The organism is Glutamicibacter sp. BS14 (genome assembly GCF_056934375.1).
On the sequence record NZ_CM167801.1, the window covers coordinates 2343751 to 2362774 of the forward strand.

Genomic DNA, 19024 nt, shown 5'->3' on the forward strand with positions numbered 1-19024 from the left:
AGTCATCCGCAACCAGCATGGGGGAGAACTACGTGCACCGCATATCCAAGAAGGCCCCGGGAGTCCTGGCCGCCGCCGTCATCGCCGCGAGCCTGTCGCCGCTAGCCGCCGCCGCGGACCCGGGGGAGTACTTCGAACGCGAGGCCACCTACCCGGTCTACCAGAACCATCCCGAGGGCGCCGCGGCCCAGACCGCCGCAGAAATCTCCACCGTATCGGCGGACGGCAACACGCTGATCTACTCCGATGCGCTCTCGCGCAGCGTCGGCTTTCTGGACATTTCCAACCCTGCCGCGCCGAAGGGCCTGGGCCTGCTGGGCCTGCACCAGCTGGGCAGCGCCGAGGACGAGCCCACCAGCGTGGCCGCCTACGGCGACTACGTGTTCGTGGTGGTGAACACCTCGGCCAGCTACAGCGACCCCTCGGGGCGGGTGGATGTGGTGCGGATTGCCGACCGCACGCTGGTGCACAGTTTTGCGCTGCCAGGCCAGCCCGATTCCATCGCGCTGTCTGCCGACGGTGCCTACGCGGGCATCGCCATCGAGAATGAACGCGACGAGGACGCTGGCGAAGGCGCGCTGCCGCAAGCCCCGGCCGGATCGATCGCCATCATGGACCTGCAAGGCGCGGACCCGGCCGGCTGGAAGCTGCGCGAAGTCCCGCTCACCTCCGGTTCCCGCACCGAACCGATTGCGCTGCCGCTGCTGGCCGCGGCCGGTCTCGACACCCCGCAAGACCCCGAGCCCGAGTACGTCACGATCAACGAGAAGAACCAGCTGGCGGCAACCCTCCAGGAAAACAACGGCGTGGTGCTGGTGGACCTGGCCTCGGGCGGGGTTACCGGCGCCTTCCGCACCGGGACCGTGGATCTGGCGGGGATCGACACCGAAAAGGACGGCGTGCTCGATCCCAGCGGGGAGCTGAAGCGCGTGCCGCGCGAGCCCGATGCCATCGGCTGGATCCAGGACCGCTATCTGGCCACGGCCAATGAGGGCGACTGGAAGGGCGGCAGCCGCGGATTCACGATTTTCGATTCCGCCACCGGCGACGTGGTGTGGGATGCGGGCAATAGCTTCGAGCACCTCGCGCTATCCCAGGGCTTGTTCCCGGAGCAGCGCGCAGGGAAGAAGGGCGTTGAGCCCGAAGGGCTGGCCATCGCCGAATTCGGCGGCGTGGACTACGGATTCATCGCGGCCGAACGCGGGAACTTCGTGGCCGTGTACGACCTGTCCGAGCCATCCAGCCCGCGCTATCTGCAAAGCTTGCCGACCACCAACGGCCCGGAAGGGATCTTGCCGATCCCCGGGCGCAACCTGCTGGCCATCGCCTCGGAAACCGATGAGGGCCAGGTGCGCTCGGCGGTGTCCCTGTACTCCTTCGGCGCCGCCGCGCCGCAGTTCCCGCAGCTGTCCTCGGATGCCGCCGATCCGGTGCCATTCGGTGCGCTCAGCGGCCTGTCGGCCAACCCGGCCGATGCTTCGCAGCTCTTCGCGGTCAGCGACAACGCGTACCAGCCGCGCATCTACACCCTGGGCGCCGGCACCCCGGCCACCGTGGAATCGTCGATGGCGGTGACCTCGGCCAGTACCGAACTGGACCTGGAAGGCATTGCCGCCCGCGCGGAGGGCGGTTTCTGGGCCGCCCATGAAGGGGCCACCGGGGCGGAAAACCTGCTGGTGCGCATCGACGCGGCCGGTGCGGTGCAAGAAGAAGTCGCGCTGCCTGCACTGGCGGGGCTGGGCAAGCACGGGCTGGAAGGCATTGCCGCGACCGGCTCCGGGAAACAGGAAGAAGTAGTGTTCGCCGTGCAGCGCGAACTGCCCGGCGAGGACTTCGTCCGCCTGGGCAAGTACCTGCCGTCCACCGGGGAATTCAGCTGGTACGGCTACCGGCTGGACGCGGCTGCCGAAGGTGCATGGAATGGCCTGTCGGAAATCACCGCCCTGCCCGATGGCTCCTATGCGGTGATCGAACGCGATAACCAGGTGGGTCCGAACGCCAAGCACAAGGCGATCTACCAGTTCCGGCTTCCGCAAGCCGTAGCCGGAGAGGTGCCGCTGGTCGAGAAGAAGCTGGCGGCCGATGCGTTGCCTGCCCTGCAGGAAACCAACGGATGGACCCAGGAAAAGCTGGAGGGGCTGGCCGTAGCCGATGGCCACCTCTACATGGTGACCGATAACGATGCGGTGGATGAGGCCACCGGCGAGACCGTCTTCGCGAACCTCGGTGCGGTGGAAGAGGTCTTCGAGCTGGCCGGCCAGGCACCAAGCGACGCGCCAGGCGAAGAACAGGGTGAAGACCAGGGCGAAGAGCTAGCCGCGGAACCAACCCGGAACCCCTCGCCGCAGCCGAGCGGGGAATCGCACGATCCTTCGCAGGTCCCGGATCCGACCCGGGAAGCTGGCCAGTCCCAGGCGCCGCAGGCCGCGGATCCAGCCCAGCCGGAAGCCAGCGAACACCTCGCCGATACCGGTGCGAACAGCTTCTGGCTGATTCCGGTGGGTGCAGTGATCGCGCTGCTCGGCGCCGCGGCGGCCCTCAAGACCGCACGGGCCCGGGCGAAGTAGGCCGAGCGGAAGGAACCGGGAAAACAGCGAAGGCGTGGCACCTATGCAGGTGCCACGCCTTCGGTATTGACAGCTAGTTCTTCTTCTGCGAAATCACGACCGCGGCCACGACGGCGATGATCAGCGAGATGACCAGGAACTTGCCGCCATTGCCGGACTTCTTGTCCTGGGCGGCGAGGTTCTTCTGCGCGGCCTGCACAGCGCTCTCCACCGAGGCGCGGGCACGCTTGGCGGCCTTGGAATTCCCGCCGACATTCTCGATCAGGTTGGCGCCGGCCTTGCTGATGGCTTCGGTGTTGACACCGGAGACGGCCTCGTTCCAGCCGCCACGGATTTCCTTCGGCAGCTCTTCCTTGGCAGCCTTGGCGAGTTTCGCCAGCGACTTTTCAACTTGCTTCAAGCTCTTGGCAGTCTTCGACATGTTGTTCCTCTCTGATGGACCTTGAGTCTGGTGGACCTTGAGGTCTCAGCTCCCAGCCTAGCCAGCCGGGGGTGGGCACTCAAGGCCGCGCCGTTGCGCTGACTGCGAACTGGGAATTTACTGGGAGGCTGCGGGCGGGCGCAGCTTGCGAATGCGGGTCCGCAGCGCGCTGAGCAGGCACAGCAGCATCAGTATCGCCGCGATCGAAAGCACCGTGGCAAACCCGGGAGAGGTGGCGTGGCCGGTGTAGCGGTCCACGATGATCCAGCCGATCACCCATAGCGCGCCGGCGTTCAGGTAGATCCCCATGGGATTCTTGAAGCTCACCGCGCTGAGGAACAGCGCCAGGAGCAGCACCGACAGGGCGCAGGCGCCCTTGAACATCAGGGAGCTGGCGTCGGCCCCGGACAGGGCGGCGAAGGCGACAGTTTCGGCCAGCACGATCACCGAAAGCCACCCGGTGAACAGCCCGAAACTGGCGCGGGTAATCCACCGGTCCACTTGCTGCAGGGCAGGGGTCTTGCCGATCATCACCACGATGCGGATCAGCAATGCCAGCAGGAGCAGGCCGAACACCAGCGAGGTGCCGATGCGGTCGCGCTCCAAGAACGCCACCCACAGCGCATTGCACAGCACCGCGCCGAGCACCCAGGGGCGCAGCCGGCGATGGAACCCGGTGCGTTCTTGCGGCAGGCATTGCCAGATCGCGTAGAACGCCACTGCGGCCATCAGCCCGAACCAGGGCAGCTGCCCGATGCGCGGCACCGAGGTGACGGTGGCGTCCTGCCCCATCCACCCGCCGGCGAGTGTTTCCAGCCCGGCGGCGGAAAGCACCGCCCACGCCGCCCAGCCCAAGCCGAGCAGGATGATGGCGGCATAACCGCCGGTAACCAGCCTTCTTTTCACGATTCCGAAGGTACCACGCCGCCAGGGTTAAAACCGTTCGCCACGGTTAGAGTGGAGCCATGACAGATCTTTGGGTACGCCGTGCCATTTCCCTGCTCGACGCTGACGCGAACCGCAGCGCCGACACCCACCTGCATCGCTTCGAACTTCCCGCCCACTGGGGGATCGAGCTCTATTTGAAGGACGAGTCGGTGCACCCCACCGGTTCGCTCAAGCACCGGCTGGCACGCTCGCTGATCCTCTACGGGCTGGTCAACGGGAAGATCGGCGAAGGCACCACGCTGGTGGAGGCCTCCAGCGGATCCACGGCCGTTTCCGAAGCCTACTTCGCGCGGATGCTGGGGCTGGACTTCATCGCGGTGGTGCCCAAATCCACCAGCGGCGAGAAGATCGAGCTGATCGAGTTCTACGGCGGGCGCTGCCACCTGGTGGACGCGGCCGGCCAGGTCGATGAGGCGGCCCGCGCGCTGGCGGCCGAAACCGGCGGCTACTACCTGGACCAGTTCACCTATGCCGAGCGGGCGACGGATTGGCGCGGGAACAATAACATTGCCGAGTCGGTGTACGCGCAGATGGCCGCCGAAGCCCACCCGATCCCCAGCTGGATCGTGGTCGGCGCCGGGACCGGCGGCACCAGCGCCACCTTCGGGCGCTATGCGCGCTACAAGCGGCACGAAACCAGGATCTGCGTGGGCGATCCGGAAGGCTCCTCCTTCTACGGGGGATGGCGCACCGGGGACATGGGCTACGCGACGGGGCAGGGATCGCGCATCGAGGGGATCGGCCGGCCCAGCGTGGAACCGAGCTTCGTGCCAGGGGTAATCGACCAGATGGTGCAGGTGCCCGATGCCGCCTCGCTGGCAGCCATGCATTTCCTGCGCGCCAAGACCCGCTACTTTGCCGGCGGCTCCACCGGGACCAACCTCTACGCGGCGTTCGGGATCATCGCCCAGATGCTCGAACGCGGCGAGCAGGGCTCGGTGGTGACGCTGATCTGCGACTCCGGCGAGCGCTACGCGAACACCTACTACAACGAGCAGTGGGTGGCCGAGCAGGGCTTGGACCTGGAGCCCTACGCCGCGCAGCTGGAGCGCTTCATCCAGACCGGGGCCTGGAGCTAGCTGCCACGCAGGGCGGGCATGAGCCCGGCCCGCTTCTTGCGCTGGTGCACCGAGAAGTAGCCCAGGCCCGCTTCGCCGGCCACGAAGCGCCGTTGGGAGCGGGCGGGCAGATAGATGATGTCGCCGATGGCCAGCTCGATGGATCCGCTGGCGGTATGCAGCACCCCGGAGCCGGCGAAGACGTGCAGCACCACGTCCAGCTCCGGGCCCTGGTGCTCCCCGATCTCTCCGGACGGGGCCAGCGAGATCACGTTGGCGTCGAGGTCGCGCTGCCCGGGTTCCAGCTTCCAGATCGCTCCGTTGGTTTTTCCGGCGGCCAGCTCGGTGGTATTGGCCATGCGGCGCGGTTCGGGCATCGTCTCTCCTTGAAGTTCTCTGCTGCAGCTTCCAGCCTATCCAATGGCGGGCAACGCCCCGGTCCACCGGGCGGTGACGCGGTGCGTGCCGAACTGAGCCAGTTGGCCACGCGGCCGCTCATCCTGGCCATGGCACTGGGAGCGCTGGTCAACGGGGGCACCTTCGCGGCGTTCACCTTCATTGCGCCGGTTGCGGCTATCACCGCCGGCGTGGCCGAGGGATGGGTTTGGGCCGCGCTGGTCCTGTTCGGGCTCGGATCCTTCCTCGGCGTAACCAGCGCAGGGCGGCTATCGGATCGGCGACCGGGCCTGGTGCTCTTCTCCGGAGGACCGCTGCTGCTGGCCGGTTGGGTCGTGTTGGCTTGGACCGCGTCGCATCCCATGGCGCTGCTCTGCCTTGTCTTCATCCAGGGTTTCCTGATTTTCGGCGTCGGCAGCACCGTGATTGCGCGGGTGCTCTACGCGGCCTGGGCATTGGCGGCGGCCGCTCCCTTGGCCATGCTGCTGAGCCGGCGCATGCTGTTGGATACCACGGCTGGCTCCCATCGATGATCCGCCGCGGCGCGCTTCGCCCACAGGCCCCGGGACGCCGGGAAAGAAGGCGCGGTGGACCTGGGTGGACCGGTGCGGGGTAGCCGGCGTTGCCCGGTAGGCAGCGCTCGTTGCGTGCGCCACCTGCCGGTGTGTTGGGAGGAACCTTCGGCAGCGTCAAAAACCCATGACACAAGGTGGCTGGCGCAGTAGGGTGAAGAATAGACCCACTGGAAAATTGTGTGCAGGAGGAATGTTTTGCCTACCGTAGCCGACCACCTGATTGAACAGCTCGATACCCAGGGAGTGCGCCGGATTTACGGCCTTCCGGGGGATTCCCTGAACGGCTTGACCGATTCATTGCGGGAGAACGGGCGGATCGAATGGGTCCACCACCGCCATGAGGAAGCCGCTGCCTTTGCCGCGGCGGCCGAAGCCGGAATCACCGGAGAGCTGACGGTATGCGTCGGCTCTTGCGGTCCGGGGAACCTGCACCTGATCAACGGGCTGTACGACGCGAACCGCTCGCGCGTGCCGGTGCTGGCGATTGCAGCGCACATCCCTACCGAGGAGATCGGTTCCAACTACTTCCAGGAGACCCACCCGGTGGAAGTCTTCCGAGGCTGCTCGGTCTATGCCGAACAGGTTTCCGATCCCAAGCAGATGCCGCGCATGCTGCGCATTGCGATGCGCGAGGCCATCGAGAAGCGCGGCGTGGCAGTACTGGTGATTTCCGGCGATGTCGCGTTGGCGGAGATGGAACGCACGCCCACCCAGGAAATCACCAAGACCAACCCGCGGGTGCTGCCCAATGAAGACGAGCTGGAGCGTACCGCGGAGATCCTCGAAGGCTCGCGCAAGGTCACCATTCTGGCTGGTGCGGGCGTGGCAGGAGCTCATGACGAGGTGATCGCGCTGGCTGGCAAGCTCGGGGCGCCGATCGTGCATGCGATGCGAGGCAAGGAGCATATCGAGTACGAGAACCCCTTCGATGTGGGCATGACGGGCCTGCTGGGTTTCGCTTCGGGCGCCAAGGCGATTGCCGAATGCGACGTGCTCCTGATGCTGGGCACCGACTTCCCCTACCAGCAGTTCTACCCGCAGGACGCGACCATCATCCAGGTGGATATCCGCGGCGAGCAGATCGGCAAGCGCACCCGGGTGGACATCCCGCTGGTGGGCACCGTGAAGGACACCGCGGCGGCTCTGGATGCGCTGCTGCCGGTGCAGACCCACCGCAAGCACCTGGAGACAGCGGTGGAGCATTACCGCAAGACCCGTACGAAGCTCGACGAGCTCGCCACGCCCTCCAAGCCGGGTGCTGCAATCCATCCGCAGTATCTGGCCCGGCTGATCGACCAGCACGCAGATGAGGATGCGATTTTCACCGCCGATGTGGGATCTCCGGTGATTTGGGCAGCCCGCTACCTGACCATGACCGGCAAGCGACGGGTGCTCGGCTCCTTCAACCACGGTTCCATGGCCAACGCACTGTGCCATGCCCTGGGCGCCCAGGCAATTGACCGGCAGCGCCAGGTTATCGCCTTCGCCGGTGACGGCGGATTGGCCATGATGCTCGGTGAGCTGCTGACCGCCACGCAGAACAAGCTGCCGATCAAGATCGTGGTGTTCAACAACTCCTCGCTGAATTTCGTGGAACTGGAAATGAAGGCCGCCGGGTTCGTCACCTACGCCACCGATCTGCACAACCCCGACTTCGGGGCCGTGGCTACCGCCTCGGGGCTCAAGGGCTACCGGGTAGATGATTCGGCGCAGCTTGAAGCCACGGTGCAAGAATTCCTGGCCCATGACGGTCCTGCGCTGCTGGATGTGGTGACCGACCGCCAGGAGATGTCGATGCCACCGGAAATCAAGTTGGAACAAGCCAAGGGATTTGCCTTGTATGCCATACGCACCGTGCTCTCCGGGCGTGGCGACGAGCTGCTGAATCTGGCTAAAACCAATTGGCGGCAATTGTTCTAGTCCTTTTATGCCTATGCTTGTTGCTGGTGCCCTTGGCACCAGCAACACGTTTGTGACATCAAGAAAGTTGGCGCTTTGGCTTCGCAACCTGCCGCTACCCACGCGGCCACCATCGAGGATTTCACCCGCAACCTGGCTGCTGTCAACCAGAAGATCGCCGCGGCGGCGCTGGCTGCCGGCCGCGACGCTGGCTCGGTTCGGCTGCTGCCGGTCACCAAAACCATCGATTTCGAGCGCTTGGCATTGGCCATTGCTGCCGGTGTGGACACGCTGGGGGAAAATAAGGTCCAAGAGGCCCAAGGCAAGTACGAGCACTTCTGCGAGGATTTCCCGCACCTGCGTTATGCGATTATCGGTCCCTTGCAGACCAACAAGGCGAAGTTCGTGGCGAAGTTCGCTGATGAGTTCCATGCCTTGGACTCGCTGAAGCTGGCACAGACCCTGCAACGCCGTTTGGAGGCAGAGGATCGGACGCTCGAAGTCTTCATCCAGGTCAATACCTCCGGCGAGGAAAGCAAATCAGGCATCGAAGCTGCTGGGGCAGCGGACTTGCTTGGCGGGTTGGCGCCGCTGGATCGGTTGACGCCAGTGGGCTTGATGACCATGGCCGCAAATACCAAGGACGAAGCATCTATCCGTGGCAGCTTTGCGTTGCTGCGCGAAACCCGTGACCAATTGCAGCAGGATGCTCCTGAAAGCTTCCAGCACCTGTCCATGGGCATGAGCGGAGACTACGAGCTGGCCATCGCCGAGGGGGCCACCGTCGTGCGTGTAGGCCAGGGAATCTTCGGTGCCCGCACCTACCCGGACTAAGTCGCTTCTGCGTCGCCACTGAGCTTCGTTGCAAGGGCAGCTGGCAAATCGCCAGCTGCCCTTGCTGCGCGTTCTCCACAGCCGGTCGTGCGTCGGCCAAACTGTGGGTGCCAGGGGCGACACTACATGTAGTGGTGCACACCGTGTACCCCGAACTACATGGAGGGTGCAGAACACGCCGACGAACATCTCACAAGAAGAATTTTTAACCCACAGCGGACTTCTGCCAACCTGTGGACAAAGGTCTCGAGTCCGCGAGAAATCGCGGTTTAAACGGGGGTTAATATCCACAGTTCCTGTGGACGTTGCCGTGGATGAATGACATACTTGTAATACATCATGTTGTGGCCGCTTGACCCGCCAAACACAAGATGTAGTATTGAACCCGTCGGTGCGGCTCGCACCAGAAGCACCTCGAAACAGTGGTTTTGAGGCATCCGAGAGGATGGCTAGGACTTTTCCGAAAATCCGGGATCTTAGCCGAAACCAAGACTTTTTAAAGGGGATCAGGGACATGGCCATCACGGTTTACACGAAGCCTTCCTGCGTTCAGTGCAACGCTACGTACCGCGCGCTGGATAAGAAGGGTGTCGAGTACAACAAGGTAGACATCTCTCAGGATGCGGCAGCTTTGGAGCACGTTCGTGGCTTGGGCTACATGCAGGCACCTGTCGTAATCACCGATGACGATCACTGGTCGGGCTTCCGCCCAGACAAGATCGAGCTGCTGGCTCCAGCCAACTAATCAAGAATTCCATCCGCTAGCTTGTAGTGGAGGCGAAAAGCAATGTCACCTGCAGCGCTTGCCGATAGGCAACATGCTGAGGCCCAGGGACCGCTGGAACTCACCGATTCGAAACTGATCTATTTTTCATCTGTTTCGGAGAACACCAAGCGTTTCGTGGACAAACTTGAGATGGATGCCGCACGGATTCCGGTCTATGCGACCGAACCGCAGCTGATCTCAACTGCACCGTACGTGCTGCTCATACCCACTTATGGCGGAGAGCGTGGCAAGCGCTCGATCATGCCGCAGATCATGAAGTTCCTGCGGCATGAAGCGAACCGCGTGAATCTTCGCGGCGTGATCGGTGCAGGGAACACAAACTTTGGCGAGTACTACTGCATTGCGGCAAAACGCATTGCCGAGAAATGCAACGTACCCGTGCTTTACACATTCGAAATTATGGGAACCTCAGAAGACGTTCTCAACGTCAAAGAAGGGCTTGAAACCTTTTGGACACCAGCGTCGCAGAACCGGCAGCAACGATGAATAGCTCAAAGGAGCTCCCAGCCCAGTTCCAGGGCTTGAGCTACAACGACCTCAACGCCATGCTGAACCTTTACGGACCAGATGGAAAGATCCAGTTTGAGGTGGACCGCTACGCGGCTCGCCAGTACTTCTTGGACCACGTGAACAACAACACCGTGTTCTTCCATGACCTCGATGAGAAGCTTGAATATCTGGTCAAGCACGAGTACTACGAGCGTGAAACCCTCGATCAGTACTCGATGAACTTCATCCGGGATTTGTTCAAGCACGCCTTCGGCAAGAAGTTCCGTTTCGAAACCTTCTTGGGCGCCTTCAAGTTCTACACCTCGTACACGCTGAAGACCTTCGATGGCAAGCGCTACCTGGAACGCTACGAAGACCGCGTATGCATGGTTGCCCTGCACCTGGCACGTGGCGATGAAAAGCTGGCCATGCACCTGGTCGATGAAATCATTGAAGGCCGCTTCCAGCCTGCCACCCCAACCTTCCTGAACGCCGGCAAAGCACAGCGTGGCGAACTCGTCTCCTGCTTCCTGCTGCGCATCGAAGACAACATGGAATCGATTGCCCGCGCAGTCAACTCGTCGCTTCAGCTGTCCAAGCGCGGAGGTGGCGTTGCCCTGTCGCTGACCAACCTGCGTGAGCACGGTGCGCCGATCAAGCAGATCGAGAACCAGTCTTCCGGCGTCATCCCGGTGATGAAGCTTCTTGAAGATTCCTTCTCCTATGCAAACCAGCTCGGTGCACGCCAGGGCGCAGGTGCCGTTTACCTGAACGCACACCACCCGGATATCTACCGCTTCTTGGACACCAAGCGCGAAAACGCTGATGAGAAGATCCGTATCAAGACCCTGTCCTTGGGTGTTGTTATTCCGGATGTCACCTTCGAGCTGGCTCGCAAGAACGAAGACATGTACCTGTTCAGCCCGTACGACGTCGAGCGCGTCTATGGCGTACCGTTCAGCGAAATCTCCGTCACCGAGAAGTACTACGAGATGGTAGACGACGCTCGGATCAAGAAGACGAAGATCAGCGCCCGCGAGTTCTTCCAGACCCTGGCCGAGATCCAGTTCGAGTCCGGTTACCCGTACATCATGTTCGAAGACACCGTGAACAAGGCCAACCCGATTGCCGGCCGCATCACCATGTCGAACCTGTGCTCGGAAATCCTCCAGGTTTCCTCCGCTTCGGAGTTCTCTGACGACCTGAGCTACAAGACCGTCGGCAAGGACATCTCCTGCAACCTCGGTTCGATGAACATCGCCAAGGCCATGGACGGCAAGGATCTGGCTACCTCGGTAGACATCGCCATCCGTGCCCTGAGCGCAGTCTCGGACATGTCCTACATCGCCTCGGTTCCTTCGATTGCTGACGGCAACAGCAAGTCGCACGCCATCGGCCTGGGCCAGATGAACCTGCACGGCTTCCTGGCCCGCGAGCACATCTACTACGGCTCCGAAGAAGGCATCGACTTCACGAATATCTACTTCTACACGATCCTGTTCCATGCACTGACTGCATCGAACAAGATCGCCATGGAGCGCGGCGAGACCTTCGATAACTTCGAGAACTCGAAGTACGCCTCGGGTGAATTCTTCGACAAGTACACCGAGCAGGAATGGGTTCCAGCTACCGAGCGCGTGCGCGAACTGTTCGACGGCATGCAGATTCCTACCCAGGAAGACTGGAAGGCGCTGAAGGCTTCTGTCATGGAGCACGGCATCTACAACCAGAACTTGCAGGCAGTTCCTCCCACCGGTTCGATCTCGTACATCAACAACTCGACTTCCTCGATCCACCCGGTCGCAGCGAAGATCGAGATCCGCAAGGAAGGTAAGATCGGCCGCGTTTACTACCCGGCTCCTTACATGAACAACGAGAACATCGACTTCTACGAAGACGCTTACGAAATCGGCTACGAGAAGATCATTGACACCTACGCTGCCGCAACCCAGCACGTAGACCAGGGCCTGTCGCTGACCTTGTTCTTCAAGGACACTGTCACCACCCGTGACATCAACAAGGCCCAGATCTACGCATGGCGCAAGGGCATCAAGAGCCTGTACTACATCCGCCTTCGCCAGCTTGCGCTGGAAGGCACCGAGGTTGAAGGCTGCGTTTCCTGCGCACTGTAAGACCTTGATCCATTGACCGGTTAGCCGGGCAATGGCATCACGCAACAGCTGCCGCATGGTTTCGTCCAACGGCAGCTGTTGCATATCAAAACGACCTCAGATCGTGTCAGCGATCTGACAATAACTTGGGGCCTTGCTGTACAGGCGGCGTTCGAAAGAACGGTAGAGTTGTAAGCAAAGTTCTTAATACGATTTAGCTTTTCGATGAGGGGCAATGACCGAGAAGATTCAGCTCACCAACAAGGTTGAGGCAATCAACTGGAACCGTATCCAGGACGACAAGGACGTAGAGGTCTGGAACCGCCTCGTCAATAACTTCTGGCTGCCGGAGAAGGTGCCGCTGTCCAACGACATCCAGTCGTGGGGAACCCTGACCGAAGACGAGAAGCTGCTGACCATGCGCGTCTTCACCGGTCTGACCCTGCTTGATACCTTGCAGGGCACCGTTGGCGCTGTTTCGCTGATTCCAGATGCGATCACCCCACACGAAGAAGCCGTGTACACCAACATTGCCTTCATGGAATCGGTACACGCAAAGAGCTACTCCTCGATCTTCTCGACCTTGGCATCGACCAAGGAAATCGACGAAGCCTTCCGCTGGTCCACTGAAAATGTGAACCTGCAGAAGAAGGCTCAGATCATTGAGAGCTACTACCACGGCGAAGATCCACTGAAGCGCAAGATTGCTTCGACCCTGCTCGAATCGTTCTTGTTCTACTCGGGCTTCTACCTGCCAATGCACTGGTCCTCGCATGCGAAGCTGACCAACACTGCAGACCTGATCCGCCTGATCATCCGCGACGAAGCTGTTCACGGTTACTACATCGGATACAAGTTCCAGAAGGGTCTAGAAAACGAGACCGAGGAGCGCAAGCAGGAGCTGAAGGACTACACCTTCGAGCTGATGTATGAACTGTACGAAAATGAAGTCCAGTACACCCACGATCTCTATGATCCGGTAGGCCTGTCCGAGGACGTCAAGAAGTTCTTGCACTACAACGCCAACAAGGCGCTGATGAACCTGGGCTATGAGGCGATGTTCCCATCGACCGTGACCGATGTGTCGCCAGCGATTTTGGCTGCGTTGAGCCCGAACGCTGATGAGAACCACGACTTCTTCTCCGGTTCCGGTTCGTCGTACGTGATCGGCAAGGCAGTGAACACCGAAGACGAAGACTGGGATTTCTAATCTAGAAAATCTTCAGCCTAATTGGTGATGGCCAGCAGGCCCGGACTCATGCAGAGTCCGGGCCTGCTGGCATTTAAGCTGTTCCGAAGTTGACGTATCCGGCTGGGCTAACGGTACGTCAGCGGTGGACCGAGCAAGATCTTGGGGAGCCTGTGGTGTTGGAAACGCCAATGGTTATCACGTGCGAACCCGGTGCGTGGACAAATGTCCCGTTTGCGCGGTGAGCAGCGGTTATGAAATCTGGAGTTCGTTCTCGCAGTATCCCCATCGAGACAAGGACAACCGCCAGATCGCGGGGAATTATGGCTTGGGCGGAAGCAACCTGGCCCGCAACCGCAGATGAACGCGAAATGGCGAGATTTCGCAGGTATCGTGAGCAACGGGGTTTGACTAGCATCCACGCGAGTCCAGCCTCTTAAGGCAAAAACTCCTTCGGCCACAAAAGCAGAAGGGAGAGACCTCAGCACGGCGGCCGAATAATCAGATCGCTGCATCATTATGGTTCTCTGCCAAAGCAAGAATGGGGGTCCAAATGCCTAGCTTGCCAGGCAAACTGGAGCGATTGAAACACCAATTATCGGGGCTTGGCGAGGTCTTTATTGTGCCTCCTGCTGAAGATGGATACGTATTCTTGCGGTATGCCGACTCCCAAGAGCTATACGCATTCGACTGCACTTTCGAAGAAGTGCTCAATCACGCGGTTCAATCTGGTGGCGAAGAGATCTGGCCTCAACTCGAACCACTTGAAGCTCAAGTGGCGCTCTTCGCGGTGCACGTCATGGAAACGATCGAGACTGCGCCGGACAAGGCACGTATTTTGAGCTTTGGAGGCAGTGGTCTTGAGGCAGCGAAAGGTAAGCTGCCTACGGCAGCGATTCGTGAAAACGAGTAACTTGAGTAGGCGTAATAGCAATCTCGGTATGCTTCCACAGAAGCATGCGCCGCCGTTGCCCTATTCGAAAGGACCGATCTCACATACGGGTCCGAAATTTTGCGCCTTCGCCGACGGCTCAGCCAAACTGGGGTCTGAAGACCGCGAGATGGACTCCAATCCGGAGCCGCAGAGGTGTTCGCTGTTGATGTGAACCGTGAACTTAAAGTGGGACTGCCTGCTGACCCGGCAGAGCGATACGCCAGTATTATTCGAGCGTCGAAAGATGCGGATCCGCAACCAATGTGAGTTACCTAGCCCATTGAATTGGAAATTCATGGGGATGCGACCACTCCGGCTATAGCCCAGCTTCGGTGGGTCCATAGTCATGCACAGCGGCGCACTCAACGCTCGGAGATAAATAGTAGATACTTAGACAGTACAGGTAGCTATAAATGCGGGGGAGTCAATGTGCAGATCGAATCCACTTCGGATGAACAGCGTTCATTGGATGACCAGCAGATTCAGCGGATTCGACGCAAGTCGATTTCCGTCCTCGCTGCGGGACAAATTCTTGGAGGTCTAGGCGGTGGCGCAACCCTGACTTTGGGGTCGCTGCTGATCGTAAGCATTTCCGGACTCGATGCATTGGCTGGCATGGCCGCGACCATGAATACTTTAGGTGCTGCCATCATGGCGTTGCCTTTGGCATTGCTTGCCCAGAAGTTCGGCCGGCGTATTTCGCTGTCGACCGGCGCATTGCTGGCAGCCAGCGGTGTTGTCGTCATCATTGCCGCAGCTTTTCTGAGATACTGGCCGTTGCTGCTGCTTGGAATGCTGGTTCTGGGAACAGGTTCGGCAATGAACCTCCAATCTCGATTCGCCGCCACCGACTTGTCCACCACGGCTACACGAGGCCGTGACCTTTCCCTGGTTGTGTGGTCAACAACTGCGGGTGCAGTCATCGGCCCGAATTTATTTGAACCTGGAGAAGAGCTAGCGCAGTTCATTAGCCTTCCACCGTTTACCGGCGGCTTTCTTATTGCGATGTGCGCCCAGCTGGTAGGGGTTCTTGTCTACTGGCTGGGCTTGCGTCCCGATCCGTTGCAGATCGCACAGCGTCAGGCGGCTGCCCAAGCGAGCGAGGTTCAGCTTCGCCGCCGCGGCTGGAGCATCCTAAGAAACACTTCTGCTGCCAGGCATGCCGTGCTTACCGTCGCCTTGACTCATCTTTATATGGTGTCCATGATGTCGATGACTCCAATTCACATGCAGCATCAAGGGGCAAGCCTCACGCTCATCGGGATCACCATTTCGGTCCATGTTGCGGGGATGTATGCGCTCTCACCAGTCTTTGGCTGGCTCACAGATATGCTAGGTCCACGAACGGTCATCTTTACCGGGCAGGCGTTGCTAGTTACCGCAAGCATCTTGGTATGGAGCAATGCAGAGAACCATACCGTGACAACTTTGGCGTTGCTTAGTCTAGGCCTCGGTTGGTCGGCGTCGACGGTTGCAGGCGCAACGATGATTACTGGATCAGTTGGCCTTGCCGAACGTCCGAAGTTGCAGGGCACGTCGGACCTCTGCATGAATCTGGCTGGTGTGCTTGGCGGTCTCACCGCTGGCCCAATTTTGGCAGCTGTAGGGTTCCGCGGACTGGCCGTGGTGCTGTTGATTTTCGCGATGTTCATGATCGCTGTGAATATGAAGTCTAATAGCGCTGGAACTGTTCACGAGTAGGGTGCAAATCTAACTCGATAATAGGCATTTCAAATGAAGGAGAGCATATTCATGGCAGGCAGAAGGCAGTGAATCAAAGTTGGGGGAGGGCCGGCTGGAATGGCCGCCGGTTTAATGCTGCTCGCAGCGGTGTGCCAGTAGCGGTTCATGAAAAGCACCGTGAGTTCCTCAGGGACTTTCGCGGTGGCACCATCTGTCCGTCAACTTTGCACGTGCTCGATGAACTGGGACTGGTGGGCGAATTCGAAGAATCGGGTTCAGCAAAGTTACCCAGGCAAGTAGTCCGGTCTCCAACGGATCGCCGGCAACCGTTCCTAACCTGTCGCGAATGCAGCTCCCTTTTCGATTCATTGCCGTGGCGCCACAGTGGAGTTTCCGCAATCTACTAGCCCGTGCAGTTGATAGTCGAATTCCGAGCTGAACTCCGGCTACCGATGCCGATAGCTGCTGCTTTCCGCTTGCCCCCGAAGCAGACGGAACTGCCAGGTAGATTGCTTGGCGTTGGGGTCCTTCGCGAACGACCTCCGGTCGAAGCCTGCAGCTAAGAACCGGTTAAAAGCAACAAAGGTGCAGTTCCAACCTTGCGGGGAACTACACCTTTGAAGAAAGTCTCTTAGCGAGCCTGGATGTTGGTTGCCTGTGGGCCCTTTGGACCAGCTTCCAGGGTGTACTCAACAGTCTGGCCCTCTTCGAGGCTACGGAAACCGAAGCTCTGGATTGCGCTGTAGTGTGCGAAGACGTCAGCCGATCCATCCGAAGGAGCGATGAAGCCGAAGCCCTTTTCAGCGTTGAACCATTTCACGGTGCCAGTGGCCATAGTGTTATATCCTTATTTATTGATTGGCCACGATGTGGCCTGGTTGCCGATCCGAAGTTCCGAATCGGAAAATTTAGGGGTTACCTCGCGCAGAGCTGCCGAGAACGATTCGCCTGCCGTCGATACGGAGAATCGAATACTGATTTTGCCGGTATCGGCCAAAACGGGGGTCGCTGCACTTGCTTAAACATCGTCGGATTCCAGGCTGCTAACGGGTAATGACCCCACGCTAGCGGAGTAGAACAAGGAATCCACAGAAAAGTGACGTACGGAGTCGTCGAGATGTTTTATCTGCAGTGAAGAAGAGAAGATGAAGAATTCGTTTCGATAGGAGCTCATTCGATCTGAAGATCGATGAACCGATTTGTAAAGCACAGACGATTTGTTGGCTGTGCTACAAATCCTACTGCTAACAATTACTGGCGGGGACTCACACCTGCAACCGTTGAGGTAACAAATCAAGCGTACCATTGATCGTTGGTCCGTGGGGCGTGATGCGTGATACTTGGGCGTTTTGGCAATGCAAATCGTTGCATCGACATTCGTTATTTGCCTGTTGACTAGTGTTTTAGTAAATATTATTTTTCCGGAAAATTGATGCGGGCTATTTTCATGCTCACCCTGCGGCCCTGGCTCTACCCCGTTTGGGCCGGTGCCCGAAGGGGTAGAGCCAGCAGTTACGGATTCGCTTGCGCCTGGACCTTAGCTAGCTGATTTCCGAGCAGATCCGCATTTATGGCTGCTCCGGCGATCGTTCCGGCTGCGGCTGCTGCCATGACCATCGCGCCTAGGTTGCTGGCATTCCCTGCCGCATAAACCCCTGGCAGGGCTGTGGCACCCATTTCATTGACCTGGATGAAGGTGCCAAACGGGTGCTCGGCAAGCTGTCCGCCGAGCTTGAGATAGAGCGAGGCTTGTGCGTTCATTCGGCTTGCAACTACCAGAGCTTGAGCGCTGATCTTCTGGCCGTCTGCCAGCGTGACTGAATCCAGAGTCCCCTGGGTGTCGAAATCGATTGCTTTCACTGGCTGCTCAACCACCGGTATTCCCAATGCGGCAAGTGTCGCGCGATTTTCATCGTTCAATGCATCCGGGGTGTGGTTGACGAAGGTGATCTTCGAGCTGAGCTGGCTGAACATCATTGCTTGGTGCGTGCTCATGGGGCCGATTCCGAGTACCAGGATCTCCTGGTCACGCACTTCCCAGCCGTGGCAGTATGCGCAATGGATCGCGGTATCACCCCATGCTTGGGCCAGCCCCGGAATCGACGGCAAATCATCAATGAGGCCCGTTGCCAGCACGATTCGTTCGGCGCTAAAGGTATTCCCTTCAGCTGAGACGTTGAATCCGGTGTCCAGTGAACCGGTGAGGTTCTCCACCTCGCCTTCGATGATCCGCGCGCCATAGCTAATCGCTTCCTGCCGTCCGCGGGCCAGGAGGTCCAGCGGGTTGATGCCTTCGTTTCCCAGAACGTTGTGGGCATGCTGCGCTGCCGCGTTCCGCGGATTTCCCTCGTCGATGACCAGGACAGTGCGCCGTGAGCGGCCCAATGCGACTGCGGCCGCGAGCCCGGCACTGCCGCCGCCGATAATGATCGCTTCGAAATGTTCCATGATTCCTCTCCCTGCTATTTGTGATGTTGTGTCCACGGTATCGACGTTTTGCGCTGTGGGGTGTACCGTTTTGCGCATGACGCAAGAATTCGAAGTTGACCAAGTTATCCGCCAGCGCATAAGAACGTTGCGGCAGAACCTCGGCTGGTCGTTGGAATCGTTGGCGAGCAAGGCTTCCCTGAGCGTTTCCACGCTCAGCAGGATTGAAACGGGAGGCCGGCGTATTGCTCTTGACCAGCTGGTTCCAATAGCCAAGGCACTGAATACCAGCTTGGATGAGCTCGTATCGACCTCTGAAGCCGAGATTATTATCCGCCCGGAGCCGATTTCGATGCCCGGGATAACCATGTGGAAGCTGTCCACCGATGACGCAGTTAACGGGGTGAATGTGTCGAAAATGCGTTTCGACCCTTCGCAGGCGCCTGCTCCCACCGAGCTGCGTATTCATCCGGGCAAGGAATGGTTCACAGTGCTCCTCGGAGAAATCCAGCTAAAGCTAGGAGATCGCACCTATCACGTGAAGGCGGGGCAATCTGCGCAGTTCGACACAATGACTCCTCATGCCCTGTGGGCGGTCAATGGCATTGCCGAGGTGCTCGGAATCATGGATAATGCAGGCCAACGAGCCCATGAGCACGACACAGCCAGCTAGTTTAGTGATTTCAATTACTCTTGGATAACCTGA

The 19024-nt window shown here is 59.7% G+C and carries 16 protein-coding genes and 1 pseudogene; 12 read left to right on the forward strand and 5 right to left on the reverse strand.

Features of this window, described 5'->3' with window-relative positions:
• The first annotated feature begins 32 nt into the window (after positions 1 to 32).
• Complete coding sequence (locus AC1Z36_RS11130) at positions 33 to 2567, forward strand: esterase-like activity of phytase family protein (RefSeq protein WP_483561253.1); 2535 nt, start codon at positions 33 to 35, stop codon at positions 2565 to 2567.
• Between the two features lie 73 nt (positions 2568 to 2640).
• Here the strand turns inward: AC1Z36_RS11130 and AC1Z36_RS11135 are convergent, their stop codons facing one another.
• The gene (locus AC1Z36_RS11135) at positions 2641 to 2988 is read right to left on the reverse strand and encodes a hypothetical protein (protein ID WP_105658525.1); all 348 of its coding nucleotides are present in this window, start codon (positions 2986 to 2988) and stop codon (positions 2641 to 2643) included.
• 117 nt (positions 2989 to 3105) lie between these two features.
• Positions 3106 to 3894, reverse strand: coding sequence for a hypothetical protein (locus AC1Z36_RS11140; protein WP_105661401.1), 789 nt, complete (start codon positions 3892 to 3894; stop codon positions 3106 to 3108).
• A gap of 59 nt (positions 3895 to 3953) precedes the next feature.
• Here AC1Z36_RS11140 and AC1Z36_RS11145 point away from each other — a divergent pair, with 59 nt between their 5' ends.
• Positions 3954 to 5015, forward strand: coding sequence for a PLP-dependent cysteine synthase family protein (locus AC1Z36_RS11145; protein WP_332488758.1), 1062 nt, complete (start codon positions 3954 to 3956; stop codon positions 5013 to 5015).
• Here AC1Z36_RS11145 and AC1Z36_RS11150 read toward each other — a convergent pair.
• Positions 5012 to 5371: a cupin domain-containing protein gene (locus tag AC1Z36_RS11150; RefSeq protein ID WP_105658528.1), complete on the reverse strand. Its 360-nt coding sequence runs from the start codon at positions 5369 to 5371 to the stop codon at positions 5012 to 5014. The genes AC1Z36_RS11145 and AC1Z36_RS11150 overlap by 4 nt on opposite strands.
• An 84-nt stretch (positions 5372 to 5455) precedes the next feature.
• Here AC1Z36_RS11150 and AC1Z36_RS11155 point away from each other — a divergent pair.
• The 9 genes and pseudogenes from AC1Z36_RS11155 to AC1Z36_RS11195 all read left to right on the forward strand — a co-directional run.
• Positions 5456 to 5839: pseudogene (locus tag AC1Z36_RS11155) on the forward strand (Cmx/CmrA family chloramphenicol efflux MFS transporter); the annotation flags it as partial.
• Positions 5840 to 6160: 321 nt separating this feature from the next.
• On the forward strand, positions 6161 to 7885 hold the full coding sequence (poxB, locus tag AC1Z36_RS11160; protein ID WP_105658529.1) for a ubiquinone-dependent pyruvate dehydrogenase: 1725 nt from the start codon (positions 6161 to 6163) through the stop codon (positions 7883 to 7885).
• Positions 7886 to 7960: 75 nt separating this feature from the next.
• Complete coding sequence (locus AC1Z36_RS11165; protein WP_105661399.1) at positions 7961 to 8698, forward strand: YggS family pyridoxal phosphate-dependent enzyme; 738 nt, start codon at positions 7961 to 7963, stop codon at positions 8696 to 8698.
• Between the two features lie 514 nt (positions 8699 to 9212).
• Entirely contained in the window at positions 9213 to 9443 is a 231-nt protein-coding gene (nrdH, locus tag AC1Z36_RS11170) for a glutaredoxin-like protein NrdH (protein ID WP_013349130.1), read from the forward strand.
• Between the two features lie 42 nt (positions 9444 to 9485).
• A complete protein-coding gene (nrdI, locus tag AC1Z36_RS11175) occupies positions 9486 to 9971 on the forward strand; it encodes a class Ib ribonucleoside-diphosphate reductase assembly flavoprotein NrdI (protein WP_483561254.1) in 486 nt (161 codons plus the stop codon).
• A complete protein-coding gene (gene nrdE, locus AC1Z36_RS11180) occupies positions 9968 to 12106 on the forward strand; it encodes a class 1b ribonucleoside-diphosphate reductase subunit alpha (protein ID WP_105661397.1) in 2139 nt (712 codons plus the stop codon). Before nrdI ends, nrdE begins: the two co-directional genes overlap by 4 nt.
• Before the next feature lie 214 nt (positions 12107 to 12320).
• A complete protein-coding gene (gene nrdF, locus AC1Z36_RS11185; RefSeq protein ID WP_105658533.1) occupies positions 12321 to 13295 on the forward strand; it encodes a class 1b ribonucleoside-diphosphate reductase subunit beta in 975 nt (324 codons plus the stop codon).
• 532 nt (positions 13296 to 13827) lie between these two features.
• Positions 13828 to 14187 (forward strand): hypothetical protein, encoded by a 360-nt coding sequence (locus AC1Z36_RS11190; protein ID WP_146112901.1) that lies wholly within the window; start codon positions 13828 to 13830, stop codon positions 14185 to 14187.
• A gap of 450 nt (positions 14188 to 14637) precedes the next feature.
• Positions 14638 to 15909 (forward strand): MFS transporter, encoded by a 1272-nt coding sequence (locus tag AC1Z36_RS11195; RefSeq protein ID WP_105661395.1) that lies wholly within the window; start codon positions 14638 to 14640, stop codon positions 15907 to 15909.
• A gap of 613 nt (positions 15910 to 16522) precedes the next feature.
• On the opposite strand, the gene AC1Z36_RS11200 is transcribed toward AC1Z36_RS11195, so the two are convergent.
• Together AC1Z36_RS11200 and AC1Z36_RS11205 are read right to left on the reverse strand one after the other, a co-directional pair.
• A complete protein-coding gene (locus AC1Z36_RS11200; RefSeq protein WP_013349123.1) occupies positions 16523 to 16726 on the reverse strand; it encodes a cold-shock protein in 204 nt (67 codons plus the stop codon).
• A gap of 677 nt (positions 16727 to 17403) precedes the next feature.
• Positions 17404 to 18339, reverse strand: coding sequence for an NAD(P)/FAD-dependent oxidoreductase (locus tag AC1Z36_RS11205; protein WP_483561255.1), 936 nt, complete (start codon positions 18337 to 18339; stop codon positions 17404 to 17406).
• Positions 18340 to 18415: 76 nt separating this feature from the next.
• Here AC1Z36_RS11205 and AC1Z36_RS11210 point away from each other — a divergent pair, with 76 nt between their 5' ends.
• A complete protein-coding gene (locus AC1Z36_RS11210) occupies positions 18416 to 18991 on the forward strand; it encodes a helix-turn-helix domain-containing protein (RefSeq protein ID WP_105661566.1) in 576 nt (191 codons plus the stop codon).
• The last annotated feature ends 33 nt before the right edge of the window (positions 18992 to 19024 follow it).

Excerpts from the sequence above, each read along its gene's own strand:
- nrdI (WP_483561254.1), top strand. The coding sequence starts at position 9,486 with ATGTCACCTGCAGCGCTTGCCGATAGGCAACATGCTGAGGCCCAGGGA.
- AC1Z36_RS11190 (WP_146112901.1), top strand. The coding sequence starts at position 13,828 with ATGCCTAGCTTGCCAGGCAAACTGGAGCGATTGAAACACCAATTATCG.
- AC1Z36_RS11200 (WP_013349123.1), bottom strand. The coding sequence starts at position 16,726 with ATGGCCACTGGCACCGTGAAATGGTTCAACGCTGAAAAGGGCTTCGGC.
- AC1Z36_RS11210 (WP_105661566.1), top strand. The coding sequence starts at position 18,416 with ATGACGCAAGAATTCGAAGTTGACCAAGTTATCCGCCAGCGCATAAGA.
- AC1Z36_RS11145 (WP_332488758.1), top strand. The coding sequence starts at position 3,954 with ATGACAGATCTTTGGGTACGCCGTGCCATTTCCCTGCTCGACGCTGAC.
- AC1Z36_RS11135 (WP_105658525.1), bottom strand. The coding sequence starts at position 2,988 with ATGTCGAAGACTGCCAAGAGCTTGAAGCAAGTTGAAAAGTCGCTGGCG.
- nrdH (WP_013349130.1), top strand. The coding sequence starts at position 9,213 with ATGGCCATCACGGTTTACACGAAGCCTTCCTGCGTTCAGTGCAACGCT.
- AC1Z36_RS11205 (WP_483561255.1), bottom strand. The coding sequence starts at position 18,339 with ATGGAACATTTCGAAGCGATCATTATCGGCGGCGGCAGTGCCGGGCTC.
- AC1Z36_RS11150 (WP_105658528.1), bottom strand. The coding sequence starts at position 5,371 with ATGCCCGAACCGCGCCGCATGGCCAATACCACCGAGCTGGCCGCCGGA.
- nrdE (WP_105661397.1), top strand. The coding sequence starts at position 9,968 with ATGAATAGCTCAAAGGAGCTCCCAGCCCAGTTCCAGGGCTTGAGCTAC.
- nrdF (WP_105658533.1), top strand. The coding sequence starts at position 12,321 with ATGACCGAGAAGATTCAGCTCACCAACAAGGTTGAGGCAATCAACTGG.